Origin of the sequence: Paenibacillus sp. A3M_27_13 (assembly GCF_024213315.1) — a bacterium.
Taxonomy (GTDB): domain Bacteria; phylum Bacillota; class Bacilli; order Paenibacillales; family Paenibacillaceae; genus Paenibacillus; species Paenibacillus polymyxa_B.
This window is the reverse complement of record NZ_JANAVE010000002.1, coordinates 704,221-728,775: the sequence shown is the minus strand read 5'-3', so window position 1 is coordinate 728,775 and position 24,555 is coordinate 704,221. Positions and strand designations below refer to the sequence as shown.

Below are 24,555 nucleotides of genomic sequence, written 5' to 3'. Positions count from 1 at the left end.
ATTGTTACCCGTTTACAGCGTATTACAACATAGGCTCAGATTCCGAAGACTTCAAGAAGGTGTATTGACCTATTTTTCGGAATTTTTGATACCGATCTTCCCTCAATTCATCGCAGCTCATATTCGTAAGGTCTGCCAAATGACGTTCCAATAGCTCCTTGATTGCGGCAGCGGTCACTTCATAGTTACGATGCGCGCCCCCTTTCGGCTCCGGCACAATATCCTCGATAATTTCCATGCGCAGGAGGTCATTAGCCGTAATCTTCATGGCTTCAGCTGCCTGATCGGCCTTGGAAGCATCTTTCCATAGAATCGAGGCAGCACCATTTGGAGAAATGGCCGAATAAATGGCATGTTCCAGCATCAGCACACGGTTACCAACTGCAAACGCAAGCGCACCGCCGCTTCCACCCTCGCCGATGACCACACAAATAACAGGCACCGAAAGCTTTGCCATCTCCCGCAAGTTGCGGGCAATCGCTTCCGATTGACCTCTCTCCTCTGCTGTATTACCCGGATAAGCGCCCTTCGTATCAATGAATGTAATAATTGGGCGTTTGAATTTATCAGCCTGCTGCATCAGACGCAAGCCTTTACGAAATCCTTCCGGATGAGCACTACCAAAGAAACGTGCAATGTTATCTTTCGTATCCTTACCACGCTGTTGACCAATGACGGTCACCGGAATACCATTTAGCTTGGCAATTCCGCCCACAACCGCCAGATCGTCTCCAAACAAGCGGTCGCCGTGTAATTCAATAAAGTCCGTAAACACCTGCTCAATCAGATCAAGAGACGTTGGTCTTTGATGATGACGGGCCAAATGCATTTTTTGTGGTGCTGTAATGTTCGAATATATTTCTTCTTCCATCTCGAGATAACGGTCCTCGAGACGGTTGATTTCATCTGTAAAATCAATTTGCTTATCCTGTCCGAATTGCTTGAGTTCTTCGATCTTCTGTCGCATCTCGACCAGGGGCTTTTCATAAGGCAATTCACCAGCCATCTATTCCACCCCTTTCACACTGTGCAGATCAAGCAGTTGCCCGAGGGTATCACGCAGTTCCTTGCGGTGTACAACCATATCCAATTGTCCGTGCTGCAAATTAAATTCGGATGTTTGAAAATCATCCGGCAACTTCTGTCTGATTGTCTGTTCAATTACAATACGCCCTGCAAAGCCGAATACAGCTCCTGGCTCCGCAATATTAATATCTCCAAGCGTAGCAAAGCTGGCGGATACTCCGCCTGTAGTCGGGTCGGTGATAACAGAAATATAGAGCAAGCCCTGCTCATCCAGACGAGCAAGAGCTGCACTTGTTTTGGCCATCTGCATCAAGCTTAAAATACTTTCCTGCATACGTGCCCCGCCAGAAGTTGAGAAAATAATTAGCGGCAGACGCTTGTCTATTGCTTGCTCAATGGCGCGGGTAATTTTCTCTCCTACGACCGAACCCATACTGCCGGTAAAAAAGTCAAAGCTCATCACAGCAACGACAACAGGATGTCCATAAATAAGGCCGTCGCCTGTAACGACAGCCTCTCGCAAGCCAGATTTCAGGGTCTGTTGCTCCAGCTTGCTCGCATATCCCGGAAAGTCCAGCGGGTCAACCGAAATCATATCTGCATCATATTCCGTAAATGTGTCTTCGTCGAGCACCATGCGAATGCGATCCATTGCATTCAAACGCATATGGTATCCGCACACCGGACACACTTTCAAATTTTTCTCTAGTTCTTTGCTGTATTGAATACTTCCGCACTTGCCACATTTGGTCATAAGACCTTCGGGAATTTCCCGTTTGGGACGATCCGGCATGTCCGCTTGATCGCCGCTCAGCGCCCGTTCCGAAGGGATGGTCGCGTATTTACGCTTCTTTTGGAATAAATCTTTAAACACAACTACACCTCTCCAGCCGTTTATTTGTCAGCCGTAACCGATACAAGGTCCTCTGCCGTCTATGCGGCACCTCTAAGCATTATGTTCATACACACGTCAACGCCTGTTACTAAAACATTACCGCCGATCGTGCATCCTTTGTTCCACTCATGCTGCTGTATCACTTCCGCCGTTCCGGACTCAAGGGCGCAAAATCGAATTAAGCACTTCCTGTATTTCTTCGACTTCACCCGAAGGCACAAGTATCTCAAACTGTTGCTTGGATGCGCTGATGGCCCGGGCCTGCACCATAAAACCTTCTTCAGACAGTTTGAGCTTAATCATGTCAGCCAGTCTGGCCGTCGGTGCAATATAAATCACCGTCCACATGCCTTGTTTCTACCCCCTAAGCCTCAAGTTTTGAGCCCATATAATAGACTCATGATAACATACCTTACTTTTTTCCCGCAACAAAAGCCCTCCTGATCATTCAAGTTCCGTCGGAGGGCCTAGAAAATCATCAACTCTGTCCACACAGGTCAATTAAGCGTCCAATGATGCAGGATAATGCTTAGCATGGAGGCTCCGATGTGCAATGCGCGAAGAAGCAGCGGCAGCCAGTCCGGCGACAAGATCGTCTAAAAACACATGAATACCACTGCCTTTTTGGTTCAGCTGTTCAATAATCCCCGTCTTTTCCTTATCCAGATAACCAAAACTGGTTAAGCCTATCATACCGTACACACTCGTAATTCCAAGAGCCAGTGTCTCGTCCACTCCGTACAGCGGTTCGTCAGCCTCCATAATGGCTTGCAATGGCTGGGGGAGAAGTTTTTTTTCGGCCAGTTCATCAAGCGCAATACCTGTGAGCAACGTATATTGAACCTCGCGCTTTTGCAAAACCGCTTTGACACTGTCTATACATTCTTCCATCGTCAAATGAGGATAATATTTTAGCTGAAGCTGAAAAACAATGTCCGCAATGGACTCGATCCGAATGCCTCTGCGATTTAACAAAGTTTCTGCATATTCATAGGACATAATTTCCCTCCCGCTTTCACCGTGCAGTTCTATTCTTTCACCGTACGGGACCTTATGGTGCAGGGTACGTGTTGAATCTCCTGTTCCGCCAGTTTTCCAAGTGTATGCGGGAGGGAAGGAAAATGTTCATTAAACCGTTACAATAAGGGCGCTTTGCTGTGTGCCTATCATTTGACTTTCACCGTGCCTTCACCCAACATCGACTCCATTTGATCAAAAAGCTGAGGAGAAGGCTTAATGTTGTAAGCATCGCTCAACGCAAGCAGACGCTGGTTGCTCTCATAAAAAAGCACGGTAGGCATAGCACCGGAATGCTCCTGTAGCAGTGCCTTGAGACTGACCAGCAAGCTGGCGTCCTCCTCGGCATGGCGAGTGATTTTGACAAACACCCGCTGACGAGTGGTCGGCTCCACGCTGCGCGGGACCGGCACCTGTTCACCGCGATCCGCTTCGGCTCCGCGCGGTGAAGCAGCCGTCACGGGACGGGCCGCCTTCGGCTGAGGCGAAGCAGATGCAGTGGCTGCCGAAGGCGAGGGTGACACACGCGGCGCTCTCCCGCCTGGGCCGCCAGCAGCAGAACCAGCAGCTGGTACGGATGCTCCAGCTGTGGCGGACGAGCGCGTACTGGCACGTCGGCGCTGGAGGAGCCGTGCCAGCGAGTCTTCCGCCAGCGGGGCGGTCTCATCCGCAAGGAGCTTGAAGTGCTCGTCCTGCTGCTGCATCTTGGCTCGAAGCGTAAGCAAAGCTCCCTTTTCAATCCACTGCTGGCTTCGCTTCCATACCTCAGGAAACAGCACAACCTCACAGCGCTCAATCTGATCCTCCAGCTCAATAAAGGCCATAGCCTTACCCTGCTTGGTCGTAATCGTTTTGAGTGACACTACCATGCCTGCAGTCACAACAACCGTTTCATCGGGGACATCGCCCAGCTCCATCAAACGATCCGCCTCGCTGCTTTCCAACAGCGACTCAAAATCATCCAACGGATGCCCCGATAAATACAGTCCCAGCAGTTCACGTTCCAGCTCTAATTGCTGGCTGGCACTAAATTGGGGTACATTGGGATATTCGATATCCCAATTGGGCATTTCCACAAAACCAAACATATCAATTTGCAAGTCATCCCGTTCCTTGCGCCATTTGACGGCTGCATCCACCGTTTCATCCAGCATGGCAAGCAACTGTGCCCGATGACCCGTCAACGAATCAAAGGCCCCTGCCTGAATAAGCGATTCAATTACTCTCTTATTACATACCCGCAAATCGACACGTCGACAAAAATCGAGCAGGCTGTCGAAAGGCCGTTCCTTGCGAACAGCGAGAATGCTCTCCATCGCCTGTGTGCCGACATTTTTAATCGCAGCCAGGCCGAAGCGGATGCCTCCCTGCTGTAACGGAGTAAACAGCACCCCGCTCTCATTCACATCAGGTGGCAACACTGCGATATCCATACGACGGCATTCGACAACATATTCAGCCACTTTTCGATGACTTCCCATCACCGCTGTCAGCATTGAAGCCATAAATTGTACCGGATAATGGGCCTTTAAATAAGCCGTCTGAAATGCTAGCACACCATAAGCAGCTGCATGGGCACGCGGGAAGCCGTAGTCAGCAAAACGGACAATCATATCGTAAACCCTTCCGGCCTCCTCCTCCGTGTATCCCTGCTTGATACTGCCTTCGACAAAATGCCCGCGCTCCAGATCCAGCACTTCGCGCTTTTTCTTGGACACAGCCCGGCGCAACAGATCGGCTTCTCCCAGGGAAAAACCCGCCATGCGCGAAGCAATCTGCATGATTTGCTCCTGATACACAATAATACCGTACGTGTCCTTTAAGATCGGTTCCAGGTCAGGATGCGGATAAGAAATCTCAATCTGACCATGTTTGGCCTGTATAAAGTTAGGAATAAATCCCATCGGGCCCGGACGATACAAAGCCAGGACAGAAATGATATCCTCGAATACACTCGGCTTCAAATCCTTGAGTACCCGGCGTACACCGGCCGACTCCAGCTGGAATACGCCTCCTGTATCTCCTTTGCCCAGCAAGTCATAGGTATGTGGATCATTATCGGGAATACGGATAAAATCAGGCGTTTCTCCATGGTCTTCCGCAATCCAGTGTATGCACCGTTCAATAATGGAGAGTGTACGCAGCCCAAGGAAATCCATTTTAAGCAAACCAATGCGCTCTAGATTTTCCATCGAGTACTGCGTCAATGGTACCCCTTCACTCCCCTCTTGAAGCGGAACCGCATCGGTCAATGGAGTCCGCGAAATGACAACACCTGCTGCATGTGTCGAAGCATGACGAGGCATTCCTTCAACCTTGATCGCCATATCCAGCAGTTCACGTGTCTTGGGCTTCGTTTCATATAGCGTTTTCAGCTCCGGGGTAATTTCCAACGCATGACGGATATTAATGCCTAGCTGCGCCGGAATCAGCTTGGCTGCCTTGTCCACCTCGCCATATGGCACGTTCAATACACGACCGACGTCACGGACAGCGGCTCTTGCCGCCAGCGTTCCAAAGGTAATAATTTGCGCTACATGCTCATTTCCGTACTTTTGTACTACATAGTCGATAACCTCGTCACGCCGTTCATCACTAAAATCAATATCTATATCCGGCATACTAATTCGTTCGGGATTCAGAAACCGTTCAAAGAGCAGGTTGTATTTCATCGGATCGACATTCGTGATGTTAAGCACATAGGCAACCAAACTGCCTGCTGAGGAACCCCGCCCCGGTCCCGTTGCTATCTTATGCTTATGAGCGAAGGCAATAAAATCCCATACAATCAGGAAATAATCGCTGAAACCCATACTGTCAATGGTATTTAACTCATAGTTTAGCCGTTGGTTCAGCCTTTCCCGTTCTTCCGGCTGCTCCCATCCGGGATCGCTTCCATAGCGACGCTCCAGCCCTTGCACACACAGATTGCGTAAATAGGAAGAAGAGGTCATTCCTTCCGGCAGCGGACGATATTCAGGCAAAATGGATTGACCGAATTCCAGCTCCAGTTCGCATTTTTCAGCAATACGCACCGTGTTGGCGATGGCTTCTGCCACATGCGGGAATAAACGAGCCATATCCTCCTGACTTTTCAGATACAACTGACGTGTTGGTATACGCAAGCGCTCCTCATCGTCAACTGTCTTCCCTGTCCCGATACAGATCAGAACGTCCTGCACGTCTGCATCTGGCTCAGTCAAGTAATGCACGTCATTCGTCGCCACCAGTGGAATATCCAGTTCCTTCGCCAGTGCGATCAAGAGAGGATTTACGCGTTTTTGCTCCGATAGACCATGATCCTGGAGTTCCAGATAAAAATCATCGCCAAAAATGTTACGATATCGCTCCGCTGCTCGTCGTGCTTCAGCTTCCCGACCATGCAGTAAATGCTGCGGCACTTCACCGCCCAAACAAGCGCTCAGGCATATGATGCCTTCATGATGGGCAGCCAAAGCCTCCATGTCGATGCGCGGCTTGTAGTGAAAGCCCTCCAAATGGCCGATGGAGCACAGCTTCATCAGATTTTGATAGCCTGTTTTATTTTTGGCGAGCAAAATTAAATGATATATGGGCTGATCCTTCCGGCTGCCACGCTCCTTGCGCGATCCTGCCGTCATATAGGCCTCACACCCGATAATCGGCTTAATGCCGTTCTCTACACACGCTCTATAAAAAGGAATGGCACCGTACATGACCCCGTGATCTGTAAGGGCCAGCGCCTTCATTCCGTAAGCTGATGCCTGTTTGACCAACTCCGCGGTACGAGCCGCGCCGTCCAGCAGGCTGTACTCGCTATGAACATGCAAATGCACAAATGAACTCATGCGCTTCTCTTCCTTTCACCGCTTGATTTTCTTCAAACTATTTTATCATATCCGCGTTAGTAGCGCCCATAGAATAAAAGTACAGACCTCGGCGGACAAGCGCCGTCCTGATTCGTATACCTAAGGAGGAAAAGAGCATGAGCACTTTTATATCCAAAGCGATTCTCGACTTCTTCATTGCCTTCGGCATCGTGCTCGGGGGAGCCATGCTCGGCGGAATGGGAGCTGTGGTATCGCTTCAGCCGCCTACCCAGACCATGCTGGAGGTTGCTGGAAGAATTAAAATATGGGCGCTTGCCGCCGCTGTGGGGGGGACGATGGACCCGATCCGGGTTATTGAAAGCAATATGTTGGATGGTAATTTGTCACCTGCCATTAAGCAGATATTGTATTTGATTTTCGCCTTTTTAGGCGCTCATATGGGTGCAGAGCTGGTCAAGTGGGTATGCGGCAACGGACGGCCGTGAGGTGAAACGACTATGAGAGTCCCCCCTTTTGAGCGCCTGCGCCCTTTTATGCAATTATCCTCCGTCTTTGTACTCGGTATGATTACGGGAGGAATGATCTACAATGCCATCTGGCATGCCAGCTTCAATCAGCTATGGACGAACAACCAGGATCTTCAATTCCAGCTCCAGCAAGCCGAGGAGGACAACAAAACATTGCGCAAATACAGCAAGCGCCAAACCGTTGTCAAAGAGATCAAGCTGATTCCGGAGGAAGCTTCGGCCGAAAAAATTGATTCTATCAACCTAAAGGAACTTCTGCGCCGTGTCAGTCGTGATCTGGAGGTGCTGCGTGGCAGAGATATGTTTGAGATTGACTCTGACAGCAAGCTGGTACGTATGTTGCTGCATCAAAAAAAATACACCGTTCGTGACAAGGAGTATACGATCCAGGTCAAAACGATGCTTGTAATGGAAGGTGTGCTGCAAATTTGGCTGGAAGCAAAAGAAAGACTGCCTGAAAGCCACTAAGTCGATCTATTCGCCTTCACACCTTGCTCCAATCCATTGGTTGACTAACCATGTTCAATGGATTGAAGCGTCATCACTGCTTTGCATACCAAATGATTTTCCCGTGAAATTGCAATTTCTAGCTTGCAGGTACGGCGACTCATCTCAAGCAACAACGGACGAAGAACGACAGCATCCTCTATCTGTACGGGTCTAATAAAATAAGTCGTTAAATTGTCCAGCACATAATCCTTGCCGGTCATGTCTCTAGCTGCCCGGTAGCCCGCTTGTGTCATCACGTTGACCAATACGCCTTCCGAGATCGTACCTAAATTGGTCGCCATTTGCGGAATGATAAAACCGCGGAAAAATAACGATCCATCCTCATTACGCTCTTCAGCAAACCCGTTCCAGATCAACTGGTCGAACGTCTCGCCAAGTTGTGGCTGCTTTTGGGCGTTACGCAGCGCCTCCAGCACCTCACGCCGTGTAACGGACCCGAGCAGCTTGCGGTTGCGGTCCACGACCGGCAAGTAATCCACACCTTCCCACGCCATCATTTGCGCGGCTGAAGCCAGCGAGGTCTGGTAAGTGACCGTTATCGGATTGCGGATCAGACATTTATCCATCGTATGCTCAGGTTGAAGCCCCTCCACATCTTTGCGGCTGACGATACCAATTAAACGATTCCACTCATCCACTATTGCAAAATGATGATGTCCAGTCGTCACCGAAAGTTCTTCAAACTCGGTAAGCGTGCTGTTGATTTTCAAGGTCAACGTTTTCGGTTTGCCTGCCGCAATGTCTTCAATCAGCATAATTTTCTTTTTGATCAAGCGGTCAAATATGGCTCTATTAATCATAGATGCCACTGTAAAAGTATCATGGCGTGAGGAAATAATCGGCAGACTGATCTTGTCTGCGAGCTGCTTAACCTCTCGGCTCGTACCGAATCCCCCTGTAATCAGCACACCTGCCCCCTGCTCCAATGCAAGTGAATGCGCATCCTCACGGTTACCAACGATCAGCAAACTGCCAGCGTCAATATAACGGGCCATAGCTTCCTCGCGCATCGCCCCAATAACATACTTGTGCAAGGGCTTCTCCAGCCCCTCACTTCCGCCCAGCACATGTCCCTCTACAATATTCACGACATCTGCAAAGGTCAGCTGCTCGGACAAGCCGCGCGGACGCTTCTCTACTCGTACTGTTCCGATCCGTTCCTTGGTAATGACAATTCCCAGGTTCTCGGCTTCCTTCACGGCCCGATAGGCCGTTCCTTCGCTGACGCTCATTTCTTTAGCCAACCTGCGCACAGAAATTTTGGAGCCTATTTTCAACTGCTCGATATGTCGCAATAGTTGCTCATGCTTCGTAACTGTTTCATCTAGCCCGTCCAACTCTGTTACACCCCCAACGTTCAATCTGTATCATTCTGTATCTATTATAGCACAAAATACCTTTATTTTAGACCTTTGTTCATTTTGAGTTTTCTGCTTCGGAAATAGCAAAAAAGCGATCCCCTCTATTACAAGGACCGCTTCTTACTATGATTGATTTGTATCTGGGGGCAATCCCAGGACAAGCTAAAAAAAACTCACTGCATGCTACCTTTGTCAGCTTTTTTATCCCATTTCATCTGCCACTGCTGCATTTTGGCCCGCCGCACACGCTCCAGCGTTTTGCGCTTTTCCTCATCCACACCCAGCAAAAAATGCATGTTCGCCCCGATGACTAGCAGCGCAAAAAGTACCCATACTATCCCAAAGCCGTTGACCCAGTTCAAACCGCCTGCAAGCGAGATGCGTGGTAACGCAACCAAGACCATAGCCAGCGCAATCAGTGTGTACAAACCGTGTTTCCATTTTTTAAAAGAACCCAATCGTATCCCTTCCTCTCCCTGTGACTCTATGTATCTAGTCTATGAGAGGACAGGAAGGAATATGAGACAAACTTACAGAGATGAACCGTACAAATCTTGAAGACTGTCTGCAATAATTTTGTTAACATCCTCAATAATCACGCTCAAGCGGCGTTCAGCGTCGAACAGGCGTCGGATGTTGAGGTTCAAGCTAAGTACCTCAAACAGCTTCTCCATCTTTTCCATCTCTTCCTGTGCTGGCATATCGCCGCTCATCATCCGTTGCTGTACTTCCATTTGGCGTTCACGGAAATCGTCGAGCATTTTCTTGGCTTCTGGATCGGTTTCGATCAGCTTCATCGCTGACGTAATTTCCTCTACCTCTTTGCTTTCCTTCAATGCTTTCGCTAAATCATGGGCTTTGTCATAGATGTTCATGATTGTTTATTCCTCCAATACAAGTTTAGTGTCAACATTTCACATTGTCCGTCAATCACCAAGGGATATATGTCCTCATATGATGAATCAGTGCTATTACAGCCCATTCACGTTTCCCGTTACTTTCAAGACATCAAGTTGCTGCCCGGAAGGAGATCCACGATGTCCATCAAAAAAACAACGATTCAAATCATCGGATCGGGCATCTTGCAGGATGACGTACTCATGGTCGGCGAGTCCCTGCTTCGCAAATGGAAAATATCCGCTGGCCACCCCGTTCAGCTCGCCTTCGGTTCGTTCCGCCAAGAGGTTACCGTCATATCGGTGCCCCGCTACAGCGGCCTACGTGTGGGAAGCGTGCTAGCCCGAAAAATGGGGCTTCATGCCAATTGTGATCTGCGAGTAACCTACAGCCGAGGTCGCCGGACACTTCGAGTGGGCCCACTTATTAGCGTGCTGGTCAGTCGGGACTATCCCGAACAGCCCGACAAGCCTTTCGGGTCGATCACCCTGTTCTGCCGTGAACTAGTCGGGGAATGCCGCAGACAAGGAGCATATGTGTATTTTTTCACCCCGGAGCATATCGGAAGTCAGCCCGGGCGAGTTCAGGGATGGGTGTATGACGGAGGCTGGAAAAAGACGGTCATGCCCGCAGGCGATGTCGTCAATAATCGTCTTACCTCCCGTAAACTCGAGAACAGAACTAGCGTACAGCATTTCATGAAAGAAGTAAAATCGCAGTACGGCACGACCATTTTTAACGAAAAGTTTCTGGATAAGAATGAAGTATTTGATGCGCTTAAATCAAATTCTTCCCTGCGCAAGTATTTACCCGAGTCCCACTTGCTGCAAACCTTTGCTGTTTTCAAAAAAATGTGCAACCAGTATCCCGCTGTTTTTCTCAAGCCAGTGCGCGGAAGCTTAGGTAAAGGCATAATGCGCATTAACAAGCAAACCGATGGCACCTTTTCGGTGTTATCCACAACAGCGGGCACGCCCCGCAAGCAAACGTATGCCAACGTAGATAAGCTGTACAAAAGCTTAGCGGGAAAAATGAAAACAACACGCTTTCAACTCCAACAGGGACTTACCTTGATTGATCACGGTAAGCGTCCGGTCGACTTTCGTGCGCTTGTACAGAAAAATTCGTCCGGAACCTGGACCGTAACATCCATTGTCGCCCGGATCGCTGGAGGAAGCCACTTTGTGTCCAATCTGGCAAGAGGCGGCACGCTGAGCACAGTCAAGGAAGCACTTGCCAAAACCACGCTGCCCGCAACCGTTAAATCGAATGGGCATACCTCTCTGAAAACAGCAGCACTGGATATCGCAAGCGGAGTGGAAAAAGAAATTCCCGCCCATTTCGCGGAATTTGGTATTGATCTGGCAATAGATAGCACAGGGCGCATCTGGTTGCTGGAGGTCAATTCGAAGCCATCAAAGAATGACAACACGCCGTTAAATGATCAGAAAACTCGCCCGTCCGTTAAAAAAATGATTGAATACTGCTGTTATTCAGCCGGCTTCAAATGAATTCATCTCTTCCAGAGTCTGGCTGCCAAAGGAGCTGTTGTCGGTGTCTCTTATTGTGCCAGGTACGCTGGGCGTGCTTGTTAGCCGGAATCAGGCCGTCACTCCCCCTATTACCGAAGCCGATTTTTGCTGCAGGCTAAGTCTGTTGGGCAGACGCTCTGGTCTTAGCGTAATGGCGTTTACCGCCGAAGGAGTCTCACCTGAAGATCACTCCATACGAGGTTATGTTTATCGTAACGGAGTATGGACATCCGGTCGATTTCCGTTGCCGGACATTGTGTATAACCGCTGTCTCCATATCCACGAGAGCCAGAATGTCAGGCGCACACTGGAAGACATGGCGGAGCAAAAATCGCGCAAGCTCATCTACTGGTCGCGTAACTTACCTGGCAAATGGCAGGTGTATCGCGCTTTGCATGCGGTAGATAAAGTGCGTCCCTTTGTGCCGCCTACGGCGCCTTACCGGGACACGACTCAGCTTGTGGAATGGCTACGACGCCATTCGGAGCTGTTTATGAAGCCACAGACCGGAACACATGGCAAGAGCACACTGTATCTCCGGCTGGCAGAAGGAGGTCAGGGACTACTTGTACAGGGTAGAGACTCCCGTAACCGCCCGTTCCGGCGCTCGTTTTCCGAATTGGATGCAGGATTGTCATGGATCCACGGAATTGCACACAAACGCGCTTATATCGTGCAGCCTTATTTGAAATTAACAAGCCAAAGCAATCATCCCTTTGATGTTCGCGCACTCATGCAAAAGGATGGCAACGGCTATTGGTGCCTGACGGGCTTTGCCGTAAGAGAAGGCAGAAAAGGAACCCTGACTTCTAATCTGCACGGTGGAGGCGAAGCCCATCCTGCTGAGCCTTACCTTCGTGAACAATTTGGCGCGGACACCACGCGTCTCATCATCAGGCAGATGATGACGCTGTCCTTGACCATTACCAGGGCGCTGGAGGAACGTTATGGCCGCCTTGGCGAGTTGGGAATTGATTACGGTATTGACCGGATCGGGAACATCTGGCTATTGGAGGTTAATTCCCGACCTGGGCGGGCCTCCTTTTTTCAGACCCGTCAGCCAGAGTGCGCTTTCCAGTCGGTCAACCGCCCGCTCGAATATGCTCGATATTTAATGACCCATTCCAAAGCGACAGGGCCAAAGGGCGCGGACGCCTCCCTTGAACATACGGTATAGGAGGATAAACAGATGAGTTTAACGCATTGCAATGTGCATTTCTCACAGCAGCCCGACAAGGTGGCGTATATATCCACTGCCTTGTTGAAAAGCCTTAAATTATCCGGAGCCAAGTCCGTTCGTCTGCGGCTCGGTAAGGATCAGATCCCCGCTACAGTAAAACCAATTCAGAAGGCGGGACGCCATCTATACTTGACCTCCGGCTTACGTAACGCAATCCGTGTTCCCAAAAGCGGGTCCATCTATTTGCGAAATCTGGATGGTGATATACAGCTAGGGCCGTTGATTGGCGTGCTGTCTGACGGTACCACCTCCACCACTCGCCCTTTCGGATCACGCACAGGCTTTATTAAGCAACTGCTGAAGGAAGGTAGCAAAAAATCGTATATTTTTGCCTTCACCCCTCGGGATATCAACTGGCAAAATGATACGATTAACGGCTATTTTCTGTCATCCAGCGGGGAATTTACACGTAAACTTGTACCTTTGCCAGACGTGATCTATAATCGTTTGCCGAGCCGTCGCTCTGATTTTTCCCCGGCGATCAATCAACTACGCGAACGCTTTTCCCGCAAACGAATTCCCTTCTTTAACTGGAGCTTTTTCAATAAGTCCGATATCTATAATCTGCTGGAGAATAACCCAGATGTTAACCGCTATGTCCCTGAATCATACACGAATCCCAGCTCTGAACGTATCCGAAGTATGCTGGAGCGACATCAATTTGCTTATTACAAGCCAAGTGGAGGCAGTCTCGGTAAAGGAATCTACCGTCTGTCCCATGTTCCCAAGCAAGGATATTATGTGAGGTACCGTAAGAAAAATAGCAATGTATTGCTAAAATTCACCTCTTTTAACTCCATGCTCAGGATGCTTCACTCCAATCAGGGACAGATGCTAAAGGGTTATGTCATTCAACAGGGCATCCAGCTGATCGAGATTGACAATTGCCCGATTGATTTCCGGTTTCACATGCATAAAAATGGAAATAACCAGTGGGTCGTTGTCGGCATTGGAGCTAAAAAATCCGGACGTGGCAGTGTCACAACCCATATCAAAAATGGCGGCTCCCTTATGACACCTGAACAGGCATTGAACCGGGTATTCGGAGACCGGGCGGGTGAAGTGCTTCAACGTGCCAAGAACGTAGCAGTTACGCTCGCTGAAGCCATTGAACACCACCACCAGCATCTACTGGGTGAAATCGGCTTTGATCTGGGCATTGATCAGGATGAAAAGGTATGGATGTTTGAAGCCAACTCCAAGCCAGGCCGATCCATTTTTCAGCATCCATCGTTGCGTGCAGAGGGTAAAGCATCCGTGGAGCATATTTTGGACCACTGTCTTTACCTCAGTAAATTCCGCAGAAAAGAGGAACTATGAATACCCGGGCGGAGCATAAGCCAGTCGTTGCTGTATTGACAGTGCACGACGAAGGGCAATTTTTCAAGGGCAATCAGCGCAATTTCAGGGATATTCTTGAAACGGGAACACGGATGGGATATCAGGTGTACATTGTTACCGTCAGGGACCTGAAACTGGCAGATGAGACGGTTAAGGGCTATGTCTTCAACAAGAGCTTACAGACGTGGGAGGAACAGAATTTCCCACCTCCACAGGTCATTTATAATCGCATCCCAAACCGTAATTATGAACTTAAAACCTCTGTGCGCACAAAGTTGGATGAAATTTCACATGCCTCAGGCATTGAACTGTACAATCCAGGCTTTTTTAACAAATGGGAACTGTTCAAGTGGTTGCGTACCTCGGAAACCACTCGTCAGCTTGTTCCGGCAACCAAACGGTTAAGCAACCTGTCTTCATTAGGAAAAATGCTGTCTGCGTATCCATACCTGTATCTCAAGCCGGAAAACGGTAAGGCCGGAAAAGGGATTATGATTCTTAAATTCCACCCAGACCATCTCATGGCTTACAGACTGACCATTCAGCATGACAAAAAAAGTGTAACCTACAAATCTGTATCGCTATCCCGGCTGTGGGGACGTATCCGCCGGGAAGCAGGCAACTCGCCTTATATCATTCAACAGGGTATCGATCTGGCAACCTATCAGAAAAAACCCTTCGACCTGCGTATCCTGGTACAAAAAAATATCCGTGGCTCCTGGAGTATAACCGGGGTCGGTGCCAGACTGGCGGGTAAAGGGAGCATCACCACACATGTCCCGCGTGGCGGGAGTGTAGAGGACCCGTTCAAGCTACTGTCCTCGCTGTTTGGGCCTGAGGACAGCACGGATCTACTGAGCAAAGTTAAAAGTACGGCCATACAGATTGCACGTCAAATTGAACGCGCATCCGGTCTTTCTCACGGCGAAATGTCCATGGATTTGGGCGTGGATACGCTCGGAACACTCTGGTTTTTTGAGGCCAATGCCAAACCGATGAAATTTGACGAGCCGGAAATCCGCCAAAAGTCGCTTAGACGCATATTCCAGTACAGCTCCTTTTTGGCCGGACGATTGAAATCATGATCAAGGAAGTGGAATCATGCCGCAAATTAGCGATGTTCAACATTTGCCTGCCCGGAGCTGGCTACTGAGACGACGACAGTTGCTGTTTTTGGCCCGCAGTTCAGGGGGCATGCGCATTACTCGTAATGCTCTGCGGCAGTTGGCAGTTTTAACGCCCGAGCTATTGAACACCCCTGGCTCCTCCCTCCTGTGCGCATATGTGCGCACGGAGAAGGGGCTGCGGATTGCGGGATTTTCCCTCGCTCTGAATTACGGGAAGGATGCTTGCATCGTAATTGTTCGTCCGCTTTACCGGGGCCGCAGACTGGGCGCTAGACTGCTGTCCGCCCAGCTCAAACAGCTGCGCCGTCTGACGTGCAGCGTAGCCGCCGACAATATGTCCAGTCTCAAAACCTGTTTCCGCGCTGGACTTGTTGCGCACGAAATGACGACTGGACCGACCGGGAAACCCACGCTGATATTTCACGGGGAGTTATCCCAAGATAAGCAGACGGCAGAGGAAGGTGGAATGCTGTGTCAAAACCTGTCCTAGGCATCATGACCTTGTATTTGAACAACAAGAAGCAATTGGAGGAGCGCGACATATATGAGCGCATGATTGCAGAAGGGAAAAGGCTGGGACTGGATATGTATGTATTCACTCCTGCAGATGTCCACAAGGATCGCAGGCTGCTCCTTGCCCAAATCTATGATCCACACAGCGGAAAATGGACCCGAAAATGGCGAGAGTTTCCAGATATGATTTTCGACCGTTGCCGGGTACAGCGCAGTGAGCGATATCGTCAGTTGAAGCAGTTCCGATTGCAATACACAGACCTTGTATATTTAAACCGACCGCTGAGTAACAAGTGGGTCATTCATCAGCAGCTTGCGAGGAGGTCTGCCTTTCGCGCCCATTTGCCTGCAACAGAGCTGTTCAGTGGATTTCATAGTGTAAAACGGATGCTTAAACAGAATTCACTAGTGTACCTCAAGCCGATTAACGGTACGGGAGGCCGCGGCATTTTACGTATTGAACCTGTTAACAAGCAAGGAGGCCTGTATCTGATTGAGGGCCGCAATCGCAAACGCCATATTATTCCCCAGCAGCGGGTACGTCTAGACCGTCTGGAGCCGCGTCTGAGCAGCTGGAACATGGATAACTACATTGTTCAGGAAGGCATTCCTGTGCAGTTGCCGAATGGCAGAGTCCATGATTACCGTATGCTGGTACAGAAAAATAGCCAAGGAGTATGGGAGCTAACCGGATGCGCCGGGCGAATCGGGGCACATCGGAGTGTCACTTCCAACCTGCATGGTGGAGGCAAGGCGGTACCGATGAGCCAATTGCTGACGCAATGGATTCGTGATGAAAGCCATAGAGAGAAAATCATCAAGCAAGGGGAAAAACTCGGACTGGACATCGCTGCATATCTGGAAGAAAGCTACGGGGCATTGTGCGAGCTTGCGCTCGATTTGGCAATTAATAAGGACGGTCATATATACGTGCTGGAAGTCAACCCGAAGCCAGCCCGTGAGGTCTTTTCACGTATTGGTGAAAAAGAAACCTATCGCCGTTCCATCGCCAAGCCCATGGAATATGCTTTGTGGGTCTACCACACACAAATTAATCCTAAGCCTCAGACGGACTACAAAGCAGAAGATAAAATAGAAGATAAAGCAGAAAATAAGACAGAGAATAAGACAGAGAATAAGACAGAGAATAAGACAAAGGAAGGCTCCACGTAAAGTGGCTGCCTTCCTTTCTTTTTTCGTCTGCCCGACAGTACCAGCATGTTTTAATTATATGGTGCGTCGAGCCTATTTATAACCAATTACCTGTGTTTCACAGTTACTCGGCGTTTTTATAAAGTGTAAGCAGTTGCGTAAAGTCTGTAATAATCGCATCGGACCCCTTCAACTCATCGTTCACACCAAATCCAGCATAAGCGCAACCGATCACCGTCTGTCCGTTCTTTTTGCCTGCTTCCACATCTGAGGAACGATCTCCTACCATCCATACGTTCGAAATATCGTGCTTGCTCAACAGAATTTCCAGCAAATTCACTTTGGAAAGCGTGCTGTACTCCCCAGCACTGTACAGTCCTTCAAAAATGGGAACCATTTCATACGCAGCAGCGATCCCCTTTACATAGTCCTCCAGCCCGTTACTGGCTACGAACAATCGAACACCTTGCTCATGAAGGGTCTGGAGTGTTTCTTTTACATGTGGATACAGGGCATGACTTCCGTTCTTCAATCCTTCCAGTTCCAGCTGAAGCAGCAGCTCGTCCGCTCTTCTATGGGCCGCTTCGCTGGCTTCCGGCATCACTCTTCTCCAGATTTCATCCAGCAGCATGCCCAAACTATTCAAAATAAGCTCCTCGGGAGGAGTCTCTCCTTCATAAAGCCCTTCGGCGCGCAGCGTATCAAACAGCTTGTGGTACGCAGGAAGCAATAGCGTCTCCGTCTGAAAAAGTGTACCGTCCATATCAAATACCATAGCCTCAGGTTTCTTCAACACAGGTGCATTGTTCATGTAGTTATCAGTCATTCCTTTCCTATGTAGGTTTACAACTCTAACCCCTCTCATGATAAGCAATAAGAGAGGTCCGTGTAAACCTCATTGCGCATACCGCTAACTCTTATATTTTTTTAAAACAGTCCTGAAACAATGCAAACCACCCCACATATCCGTGTGTAAAGCACCCCGTGGAAGCTTGAGATCCACACCATTCCAATACGAAAATCCCGCCTGCTCTATCCATTGCTCCATCGCTGACAGGTCCACTGTAGGGTAATCAAACGTCAGCAGAAGCATTCCGTCATCGCGTAAGGTCCGGTGAAATTCACGTAAGGCTGCCAAAGATTCATCAGGTGTTAAATGCTCCAGCACCGAAATACATACAATTTTGTCAAAACTGGCATCCTCATAGGGCAGAGCCGTCAGATTGGCATGTGCGGAGTGGAGCCGAACTGGCAAAATCTCCTGAATGCGCTCGGCAGCCTCCTCTCCGATATCCCGCCGCACCTCGGCCAAAATGGCATCCACGGAAATGATCCGAATATCCAGATCGCAGGCATAGACCTGAGCGCAACGGCGGGCCAACTCAAATTTGAATGGATGTGGGATTCCACATGCTGCGTCCAGCACTGTATCTTGCCCAGACATAAATTGAAGACACCACTCATACTCATAGGGGCGACTCCACCAGCTTTGGGGGAGTCTGTAAATCATGCTGGAGGAGTTGGGATCAGAATATACAAAAAAGCGAGACAGATACGGGTCAGACATGTTCATGGATGCTGCCTCCTTTTAGGGATGATTAAATTACTCTTGCGACACAGCACAGTTCATGACCCCGTTTCTCGCCTTGAAGTTTGGCTAACAATCCCATTTGCTCCGTAAAGGCAAGCTCACCGTACAAAGGATGGGCTTGCAGCAGGGCATCCAAACCAGAGGGAAGTTGGCGGGTGAACATAGCCACTGGGCGGAAGCCAGACTTTTCCAGTAAGAGCGCAAGCGTATGCTCAGAATAATGATACAAATGATCTTCCTCCGTAAATAAAGGCGAATAAACACCATAAGCCTCATTGGTGAACGAGTTTTTGTTGGGCACCGTAATATACAACGTCCCGTCAGGTTGAAGCTGTTCGCGTAAATCTGTCAAAAATGTAACAGGGTCCGCAATATGCTCCAGCACATGCCAGCATGCTACGGCCTCGTATTTGTGATCCAGTGCTAAGTCAGTATCTTCTTCTGCTTCTTGTTCTTCATTCAATTCCTGTATTTCATGTGCTTCTTCGGTTTGAGTATCTTCTTCGGCTTCATCGCCCCAGTAACCCGGCAATAAATCCACGTCATATTTGTATTTGGCGTAAGCACGCGAGTCTATGGAAGGTTCAATGCCCACTGCATCCCAGCCGGCTTGAAGGGCAGCATGGATAAATTCTCCGGTACCTGATCCAATCTCAAGCAATTTTCCTTTACCGGTACTGAACATATCCAGCAGCATGAGTCCAAAAAGGGCATGATCTCCATAAGTTGAAGTTGCTGCACTATCCCGCATAGCAACCCATTCGGCATTATAAATTTTTGCAATCATATCCTCTGGCTGTATATGATCCACATCATTACGAAAAACCAATCCGCAGGAGCCGCATCCCATCAAGGTAAAGCGTTCATAGCTATGAAATACTGCCGTGTCGGATGAGCCACACAGTTTGCATTTACTATAAAGTAAGTCCTTTGTTTCACTTTTTATTTGTAGGTCGGAATTATTAATAACCTGGACACTCGCAATCTCAGCAACATCCATGGCGTTCACATCATCGGCAGCTTCATACTCTGGTGCAGTTTCTTTTTCTGCATTTATGTTGTCCTGATCTACCCAAAGCGTGAGTCGGGGGTTCGGGTCCAAAATAGATTCATATTGCTCTTTCCAGCCATAACGAGCACTTGGATCAAGCAACTGGTATCGCTGAAATTTGGCCATGCGAATAGCAGGTGTACACCATCCCCAATGCTGGATGCGGTAGTTGCTGATTTCACTGGGTAGGTCAAGCACATTTTCGGGAAATCTCCCACAGTGCAAGGACTGCTCCTTCCATTTATAAGAAAACCCTTCCTTATATCGAATTAAAAAAGGACGGTAATACTGATGAGCCTGCCAATAATCATCATCGCGATAATGCGTGGAAGTCCACATATCAAACAACCTGAAACAAATCGTATCCGCTTTCGTTCCCGCTAACAACGAATGTACCCCTTGAGCAAAACGGGATTCGAACATTTCGTCAGCGTCCATGTTTAATATCCATTCGGGAGAGGATGCCAACGTCTCTCTCCACTGCTGTTTTCGCAGCTCTAATTCATTGGTAAAAGAAGCTGTTTCATTGCGTATTAAACGCAATGGGATTCCCTTCAGGATCTCGCGGCACAACTCTCCGCTATCATCCTGACTGCCATCATCAATAATGACCGCTTCATCAATATATTCCCGATGACTCCGCAGCACGTCAATGAGCTTGCGATCTGCCTCATTGTATACCGTCATGGTCAGCGTCAATTTGGGTTTGGAGACAGGCGGCGTATGAAGTTCACTTTGTCGTGGACCAGAGAATGTTTGTGGTACAGCAAAAGAATCTGCAGTGTACTTGGCAAAGACAGCTGACTCACGGAGATCATACGGTATAACAGGAGGTTCAGGGAACTTAGAGGGACTTGATGATGCAGAACGATTGAAGGCAGGAGAGTTAGTAGAAGTATCGGAGTGATCCAGATATGCTAAATGTTCTGAATGGTCCGTATGAACAGCACTCGTTGTAAAATACTTTAGGGTGAATAGTAGCTGCTCTGCCTTTATTCTATCCGCTTCCCGGTACAGATGCATCGCCGGATAGTGTGTATCCACAAAAAGTGGAAATCCAAATGCAGCTGCCCGAATACAGAAATGTCGATCTTCTCCCCAATAGGAAACGTTTTTGATTTTACCAAAGTGAATCCCTGCTTCCAGTGCACGTCTGCGGATTAGGGTGCAAGCGCCTAGACCACCCACCTCGTACAAACCAGGAACATGCAATTGGTGTATGAAATGCAACTCGCGTTGCGCTCGCTCCTCTGCCGACAACACTTCGCCTTCTTCACGATGGAACAAATTATATTCATCACTAACCCACACCTGAGGCAATAGAGGCCCCTCCGGCTGCCAGCGTGTCCAGAAAATCTCAGATACAATATCCTTCTCCGCCTCTACCAGTTTACATAAGGTACGGGAATGGAGAATCAGGTCTGAATCGACCAAAAACAGCGCGTCATAATTATGCTGAAGTGCATAATCAATAAGACGATTTTTAAAATCAGCCACTTTCCAGACGAGGGCAGGCGGCCAATAATGAGTGTGCTCATCACTTCGGTTCTCCACTTGCTGTGAGCCTGTCAACAAGGGCAAAACCCTGCCTGGCAGTCGATTGGAAAAATCGGCAAGCCATTGGCTTGAAGTCGGATTGTCATTATCATCGACAAATAAATAATCGGGCAGCACGTCAGGTGCCTCCAGTCGCTCCAAAGCTTGAAGAAATAAAGACAATGTTTCCGGTTTCTGGTGCACCGGGCTACCGATTAGTATACGCATGATTCAACGCCTCCATCAGGTAGAAGCCTCATAAACCGTTCTCCCTCCATGTCCTAAGGCATACCATAATTGCGACCAAGCGATATGGGAGTGAGCGTGGTAGGAATGGACTTACACCTGGAAATATCAATGAAAACGACATCAATACAAAAATACAACCTTAACATCCAGTTAACTGCCTTTTTTCTGTTTTTCACCTGTTTTCCAACTACATTTAGCCATCAAATTTATTTCCCGGTCGCACTTGATAATATCGAATTTCGCACAATCTCCTCCCCCTTCATATCAGACTTTGATTTTCTAATTTATTAGAGCAAGTTTGAATTTATGATCATTACACATCCTCTAAATGCTCCATCGGAATTACTACATAATGAGCAAGCTATCCTACATAAAATGGAGATTATATCAAGTTTTTTGGGAGGGACAAAGAGCATGGTAACTGTCAGCTTATGTATGATTGTCAAAAATGAAGAAGAAGCACTTCATACCTGTCTGAAATCAGTCCATGACCTGGTAGATGAAATCATTATCGTTGATACTGGCTCTACCGACAGTACCCAAGAGGTAGCTGCATCGTTCAACGCTCGGATATACCCTTTTGAATGGTGTGATGATTTTTCCGCAGCCCGCAATTATGCGTTTGATCAGGCAACACAGGAATATCAATTTTGGCTGGATGCCGACGACATCCTAGAAGAGCAAGACCGACTGGCATTTCTCGACTGGAAAAAACAAGCCACCGTCTCGTATGACAGCATTACGATGGATTATGTGCTATCTGTAGATGAACAGGGGCAGCCGCTGCATAAGCTCAAAAGAAACCGAATGGTGCGACGTGATCGTAAATTCAGATGGATCGGATTTATTCACGAATTCCTGAATGTGACAGGCAGTACCTTTCACAGTAATATGGCGGTGACTCATAAAAAGGCACGTGCTTACACTGATCGTAATTTGCATATCTATCTCAAGCATCGGGAGCAAGGCACCGCATTTTCTGAACGAGATCACTACTACTTCGCTAATGAACTTTATGATAACGGACGCATACTAGAAGCCATCCAGCAGTACAAACACTATCTGGGTCTAGATCTCGGATGGATTGAAGATCGGATTGCTGCTTGCTTTAAGCTAGCGGATTGCTACGCTCACCAGGGTCAAAAACAGGAGCAGCGTATGGCTCTGCTTCGCACACTTAACCTTGATGTACCACGCGCACAGTTCTGCTGTGCCTTTGGCAATTTGTTCATTGAAGATGAGCAGTATACTCAAGCCATTTACTGGTTTCGTCAGGCGACGCTGATAGAGCCTCCACAAGATGTGATGGCCTTAACCAATTCCTCGTACTATACCTGGTTTCCACACTTGCAATTATGCCTGTGTTACGACCGAATCGGTGACATCGAAAAGGCAAAATCGCATCACCGCATCGCTCAGTTGCACCATCCTACCCATCCAAGCGTGTTATATAACGAGCAATATTTTGCACAACTGAAGCAATAGGGATGAGAAAGACGCGCCAGGGAAGGTCGTTTAATGTAGCCGGCCTTTTAGTCATCATGCCGATATGTGCTCGGCACGATACCCGGGCTGACAGCCTGCAATTTTTGGGGGCTTTTATTTTTGCCCCCTCTTATATACAAAATGCCCATTGCTACTCCTTGGGAACGACCATTTCATAGCTTAGATGACTTCAAAAGAAAAAAGTCTCCTGCAAGCTTAAGCTCACCAAGAGACCTTGTGTATCATTTTCTCAGAACACTTTCTTCCGGTCTCTTTCCCCCTTCAAAATTTCCACAGACTCATGGAAACGGAGCGAATGGATTATTTCGCGTTCACGCAGAAACTTCAGACTATCCTGCAAATCCACATCATCGGTTAAATCAATCAGCCACTGATATGTAGCTCTCGCCTTTTCTTCTGCCGCAATATCCTCATACAAATCCGCAATTGGATCACCCTTGGCTTGAAAATAGGTCGCTGTAAAAGGAACTCCGCCTGCGCTCTGGTAATACAGCGCATGATCATGCGCCGCATAATATTCCCCCAGCCCGGCTGCCTTCATTTGCTCTACACTCGCATCCTTGGTCAGCTTGTAAATCATAGTCGCAATCATTTCGAGGTGCGCAAATTCTTCCGTACCTATATCATTAAGTACGCCGATAACCTTATCCGGAATCGTATACCGCTGATTCAGATACCGCAAAGCCGCCGCCAGCTCGCCATCCGCTCCACCATACTGCTCCATAAGCAGTTTGGCCATATGAGGATCACATTTGCTGACACGTACGGGATATTGCAGTTTTTTCTCATATACCCACATTCATGTTCCTCCTTTATAAAAGGTTGTACCTACCTAGACCTGCCACGGCCAAGGAGTTTGGTTCCATTCCCAAGGATACTTGGAATAGGCACGGCCAAAATTTTGTAAAGGCCCATATAAGATCTGGTACTCGTTAGCAATCACCGTTCTTTCCTGCGTCAGCTTATTGAACTGTTCGATAGCCTGTAAATCATCCGGGTGTGTATTGAGATACAAATTCAGTTCCACCAATACAAAATCTACCGCCTGAAGCTTCTCCAACAGCGCATAAAACTGGGCATCACCCGGCTTGGTTTGGGGCGTGCAGCCTTGGGCTGGGTTTCCGGCTTGACTATAGTCCTGAGCTTGGCTCTGATACTGGTTCTGGTATGAATACGGATTTGAATAAGGGCTTTGATATGGATTCGGCTGTTGATACCCACTCTCATGCTGAATTTGCTGTTGGAATGGGTTTGGGGACTGACCCTGTTTTGGATTCTCCATTCTATTCGCCTCCCCCCTGGTTTCTCATAGGCTCATAAGGGCTGTAAAGTAGAGGCCATAGTGTCCCCTTCGTCAGCGCCTCATCTGGACTGAATTGCGGTAGACCAGGGGGCTGAAATTGTACAAATAAGTTTGGCGGAAGCACATAAGTCTTGCACAGGACGGGTGGACACGGATCGAACGGGCCGACAAACGGGGCATACTCACCTTGCTGTGGAAATTTCACGGGCCGGGACCTCCTTTGATTGATCCATCTGCTTTACTATTCAACATATGCCGCATCGCCCAAGTCTCGAACAAAAAATCACAGATAAAAATAATTGTTCAAAGAAAATAACTATAGAACTGTTTCTAATCAAAAAAGAGCCTTTAAACCCACGGTACGTGGATCTA

23 protein-coding genes are annotated in these 24,555 nt (G+C 48.4%); 9 read left to right on the top strand and 14 right to left on the bottom strand.

Going from position 1 to position 24,555, the window contains the following annotated elements:
* Nucleotides 1-22 precede the first annotated feature (22 nt).
* The 5 genes from NLX82_RS09850 to NLX82_RS09830 form a co-directional block, all read right to left on the bottom strand.
* Nucleotides 23-1,006 carry an acetyl-CoA carboxylase carboxyltransferase subunit alpha gene (locus tag NLX82_RS09850; RefSeq protein WP_023987906.1) on the bottom strand — a complete coding sequence of 328 codons (984 nt, stop codon included), beginning with the start codon at nucleotides 1,004-1,006 and terminating at the stop codon, nucleotides 23-25.
* Nucleotides 1,007-1,900, bottom strand: a complete 894-nt coding sequence (gene accD, locus NLX82_RS09845) for an acetyl-CoA carboxylase, carboxyltransferase subunit beta (RefSeq protein WP_013309586.1) — start codon at nucleotides 1,898-1,900, stop codon at nucleotides 1,007-1,009. It lies immediately after the preceding gene.
* Between the two features lie 180 nt (nucleotides 1,901-2,080).
* A complete protein-coding gene (locus NLX82_RS09840) occupies nucleotides 2,081-2,269 on the bottom strand; it encodes a hypothetical protein (protein ID WP_013309585.1) in 189 nt (62 codons plus the stop codon).
* A 153-nt stretch (nucleotides 2,270-2,422) separates the two neighbouring features.
* Nucleotides 2,423-2,920 (bottom strand): phosphatidylglycerophosphatase A family protein, encoded by a 498-nt coding sequence (locus tag NLX82_RS09835; RefSeq protein ID WP_023987905.1) that lies wholly within the window; start codon nucleotides 2,918-2,920, stop codon nucleotides 2,423-2,425.
* Nucleotides 2,921-3,087: 167 nt separating this feature from the next.
* The gene (locus NLX82_RS09830; RefSeq protein WP_254347922.1) at nucleotides 3,088-6,765 is read right to left on the bottom strand and encodes a DNA polymerase III subunit alpha; all 3,678 of its coding nucleotides are present in this window, start codon (nucleotides 6,763-6,765) and stop codon (nucleotides 3,088-3,090) included.
* 137 nt (nucleotides 6,766-6,902) lie between these two features.
* On the opposite strand from NLX82_RS09830, the gene NLX82_RS09825 reads away from it, so the two are divergent.
* Together NLX82_RS09825 and NLX82_RS09820 are read left to right on the top strand one after the other, a co-directional pair.
* Entirely contained in the window at nucleotides 6,903-7,232 is a 330-nt protein-coding gene (locus tag NLX82_RS09825; protein ID WP_013309582.1) for a YtrH family sporulation protein, read from the top strand.
* A 12-nt stretch (nucleotides 7,233-7,244) separates the two neighbouring features.
* Complete coding sequence (locus NLX82_RS09820; RefSeq protein ID WP_023987904.1) at nucleotides 7,245-7,742, top strand: sporulation membrane protein YtrI; 498 nt, start codon at nucleotides 7,245-7,247, stop codon at nucleotides 7,740-7,742.
* A 44-nt stretch (nucleotides 7,743-7,786) separates the two neighbouring features.
* On the opposite strand, the gene NLX82_RS09815 is transcribed toward NLX82_RS09820, so the two are convergent.
* From NLX82_RS09815 to NLX82_RS09805, 3 genes are all read right to left on the bottom strand, one after another.
* A complete protein-coding gene (locus tag NLX82_RS09815; protein ID WP_013309580.1) occupies nucleotides 7,787-9,121 on the bottom strand; it encodes a DRTGG domain-containing protein in 1,335 nt (444 codons plus the stop codon).
* 197 nt (nucleotides 9,122-9,318) lie between these two features.
* Nucleotides 9,319-9,603: a hypothetical protein gene (locus tag NLX82_RS09810; protein WP_013309579.1), complete on the bottom strand. Its 285-nt coding sequence runs from the start codon at nucleotides 9,601-9,603 to the stop codon at nucleotides 9,319-9,321.
* 72 nt (nucleotides 9,604-9,675) lie between these two features.
* Nucleotides 9,676-10,020 carry a YlbF/YmcA family competence regulator gene (locus tag NLX82_RS09805; RefSeq protein WP_013309578.1) on the bottom strand — a complete coding sequence of 115 codons (345 nt, stop codon included), beginning with the start codon at nucleotides 10,018-10,020 and terminating at the stop codon, nucleotides 9,676-9,678.
* 162 nt (nucleotides 10,021-10,182) lie between these two features.
* Between NLX82_RS09805 and NLX82_RS09800 the strand changes: the two genes are divergently transcribed.
* Genes NLX82_RS09800 through NLX82_RS09775 form a run of 6 tightly spaced genes read left to right on the top strand, consistent with a single transcriptional unit; the run spans nucleotide 10,183 to nucleotide 16,968 of the window.
* Nucleotides 10,183-11,553, top strand: coding sequence for a YheC/YheD family endospore coat-associated protein (locus NLX82_RS09800; RefSeq protein ID WP_023987902.1), 1,371 nt, complete (start codon nucleotides 10,183-10,185; stop codon nucleotides 11,551-11,553).
* A gap of 43 nt (nucleotides 11,554-11,596) precedes the next feature.
* On the top strand, nucleotides 11,597-12,751 hold the full coding sequence (locus NLX82_RS09795) for a YheC/YheD family endospore coat-associated protein (RefSeq protein WP_254347920.1): 1,155 nt from the start codon (nucleotides 11,597-11,599) through the stop codon (nucleotides 12,749-12,751).
* 12 nt (nucleotides 12,752-12,763) lie between these two features.
* Nucleotides 12,764-14,134: a YheC/YheD family endospore coat-associated protein gene (locus NLX82_RS09790; protein ID WP_013309575.1), complete on the top strand. Its 1,371-nt coding sequence runs from the start codon at nucleotides 12,764-12,766 to the stop codon at nucleotides 14,132-14,134.
* Nucleotides 14,131-15,240: a YheC/YheD family endospore coat-associated protein gene (locus NLX82_RS09785; protein WP_023987900.1), complete on the top strand. Its 1,110-nt coding sequence runs from the start codon at nucleotides 14,131-14,133 to the stop codon at nucleotides 15,238-15,240. The genes NLX82_RS09790 and NLX82_RS09785 overlap by 4 nt, the downstream gene beginning before the upstream one ends.
* 16 nt (nucleotides 15,241-15,256) lie before the next feature.
* Nucleotides 15,257-15,772 (top strand): GNAT family protein, encoded by a 516-nt coding sequence (locus NLX82_RS09780; RefSeq protein WP_023987899.1) that lies wholly within the window; start codon nucleotides 15,257-15,259, stop codon nucleotides 15,770-15,772.
* Nucleotides 15,754-16,968 (top strand): YheC/YheD family endospore coat-associated protein, encoded by a 1,215-nt coding sequence (locus NLX82_RS09775; RefSeq protein ID WP_254347918.1) that lies wholly within the window; start codon nucleotides 15,754-15,756, stop codon nucleotides 16,966-16,968. Before NLX82_RS09780 ends, NLX82_RS09775 begins: the two co-directional genes overlap by 19 nt.
* Before the next feature lie 103 nt (nucleotides 16,969-17,071).
* Here NLX82_RS09775 and NLX82_RS09770 read toward each other — a convergent pair whose 3' ends face one another.
* The 3 genes from NLX82_RS09770 to NLX82_RS09760 all read right to left on the bottom strand — a co-directional run bounded on the left by NLX82_RS09770 (nucleotide 17,072) and on the right by NLX82_RS09760 (nucleotide 21,353).
* Nucleotides 17,072-17,773, bottom strand: coding sequence for an HAD family hydrolase (locus NLX82_RS09770; RefSeq protein ID WP_013309571.1), 702 nt, complete (start codon nucleotides 17,771-17,773; stop codon nucleotides 17,072-17,074).
* Nucleotides 17,774-17,857: 84 nt separating this feature from the next.
* A complete protein-coding gene (locus NLX82_RS09765; RefSeq protein WP_023987896.1) occupies nucleotides 17,858-18,520 on the bottom strand; it encodes a class I SAM-dependent methyltransferase in 663 nt (220 codons plus the stop codon).
* A gap of 25 nt (nucleotides 18,521-18,545) precedes the next feature.
* Nucleotides 18,546-21,353, bottom strand: coding sequence for a bifunctional glycosyltransferase/class I SAM-dependent methyltransferase (locus NLX82_RS09760; RefSeq protein WP_254347917.1), 2,808 nt, complete (start codon nucleotides 21,351-21,353; stop codon nucleotides 18,546-18,548).
* 435 nt (nucleotides 21,354-21,788) lie between these two features.
* Here NLX82_RS09760 and NLX82_RS09755 point away from each other — a divergent pair, with 435 nt between their 5' ends.
* Nucleotides 21,789-22,859 (top strand): glycosyltransferase family 2 protein, encoded by a 1,071-nt coding sequence (locus tag NLX82_RS09755; protein WP_069080143.1) that lies wholly within the window; start codon nucleotides 21,789-21,791, stop codon nucleotides 22,857-22,859.
* 250 nt (nucleotides 22,860-23,109) lie between these two features.
* Here the strand turns inward: NLX82_RS09755 and NLX82_RS09750 are convergent, their stop codons facing one another.
* The 3 genes from NLX82_RS09750 to NLX82_RS09740 are packed head-to-tail and all read right to left on the bottom strand — an operon-like array spanning nucleotide 23,110 to nucleotide 24,388.
* Complete coding sequence (locus NLX82_RS09750; protein ID WP_013309567.1) at nucleotides 23,110-23,679, bottom strand: manganese catalase family protein; 570 nt, start codon at nucleotides 23,677-23,679, stop codon at nucleotides 23,110-23,112.
* A 33-nt stretch (nucleotides 23,680-23,712) separates the two neighbouring features.
* The gene (locus NLX82_RS27560) at nucleotides 23,713-24,162 is read right to left on the bottom strand and encodes a spore coat protein CotJB (RefSeq protein WP_302055785.1); all 450 of its coding nucleotides are present in this window, start codon (nucleotides 24,160-24,162) and stop codon (nucleotides 23,713-23,715) included.
* Between the two features lies 1 nt (nucleotide 24,163).
* Nucleotides 24,164-24,388 carry a spore coat associated protein CotJA gene (locus tag NLX82_RS09740; RefSeq protein ID WP_025722540.1) on the bottom strand — a complete coding sequence of 75 codons (225 nt, stop codon included), beginning with the start codon at nucleotides 24,386-24,388 and terminating at the stop codon, nucleotides 24,164-24,166.
* Between the last annotated feature and the right edge of the window lie 167 nt (nucleotides 24,389-24,555).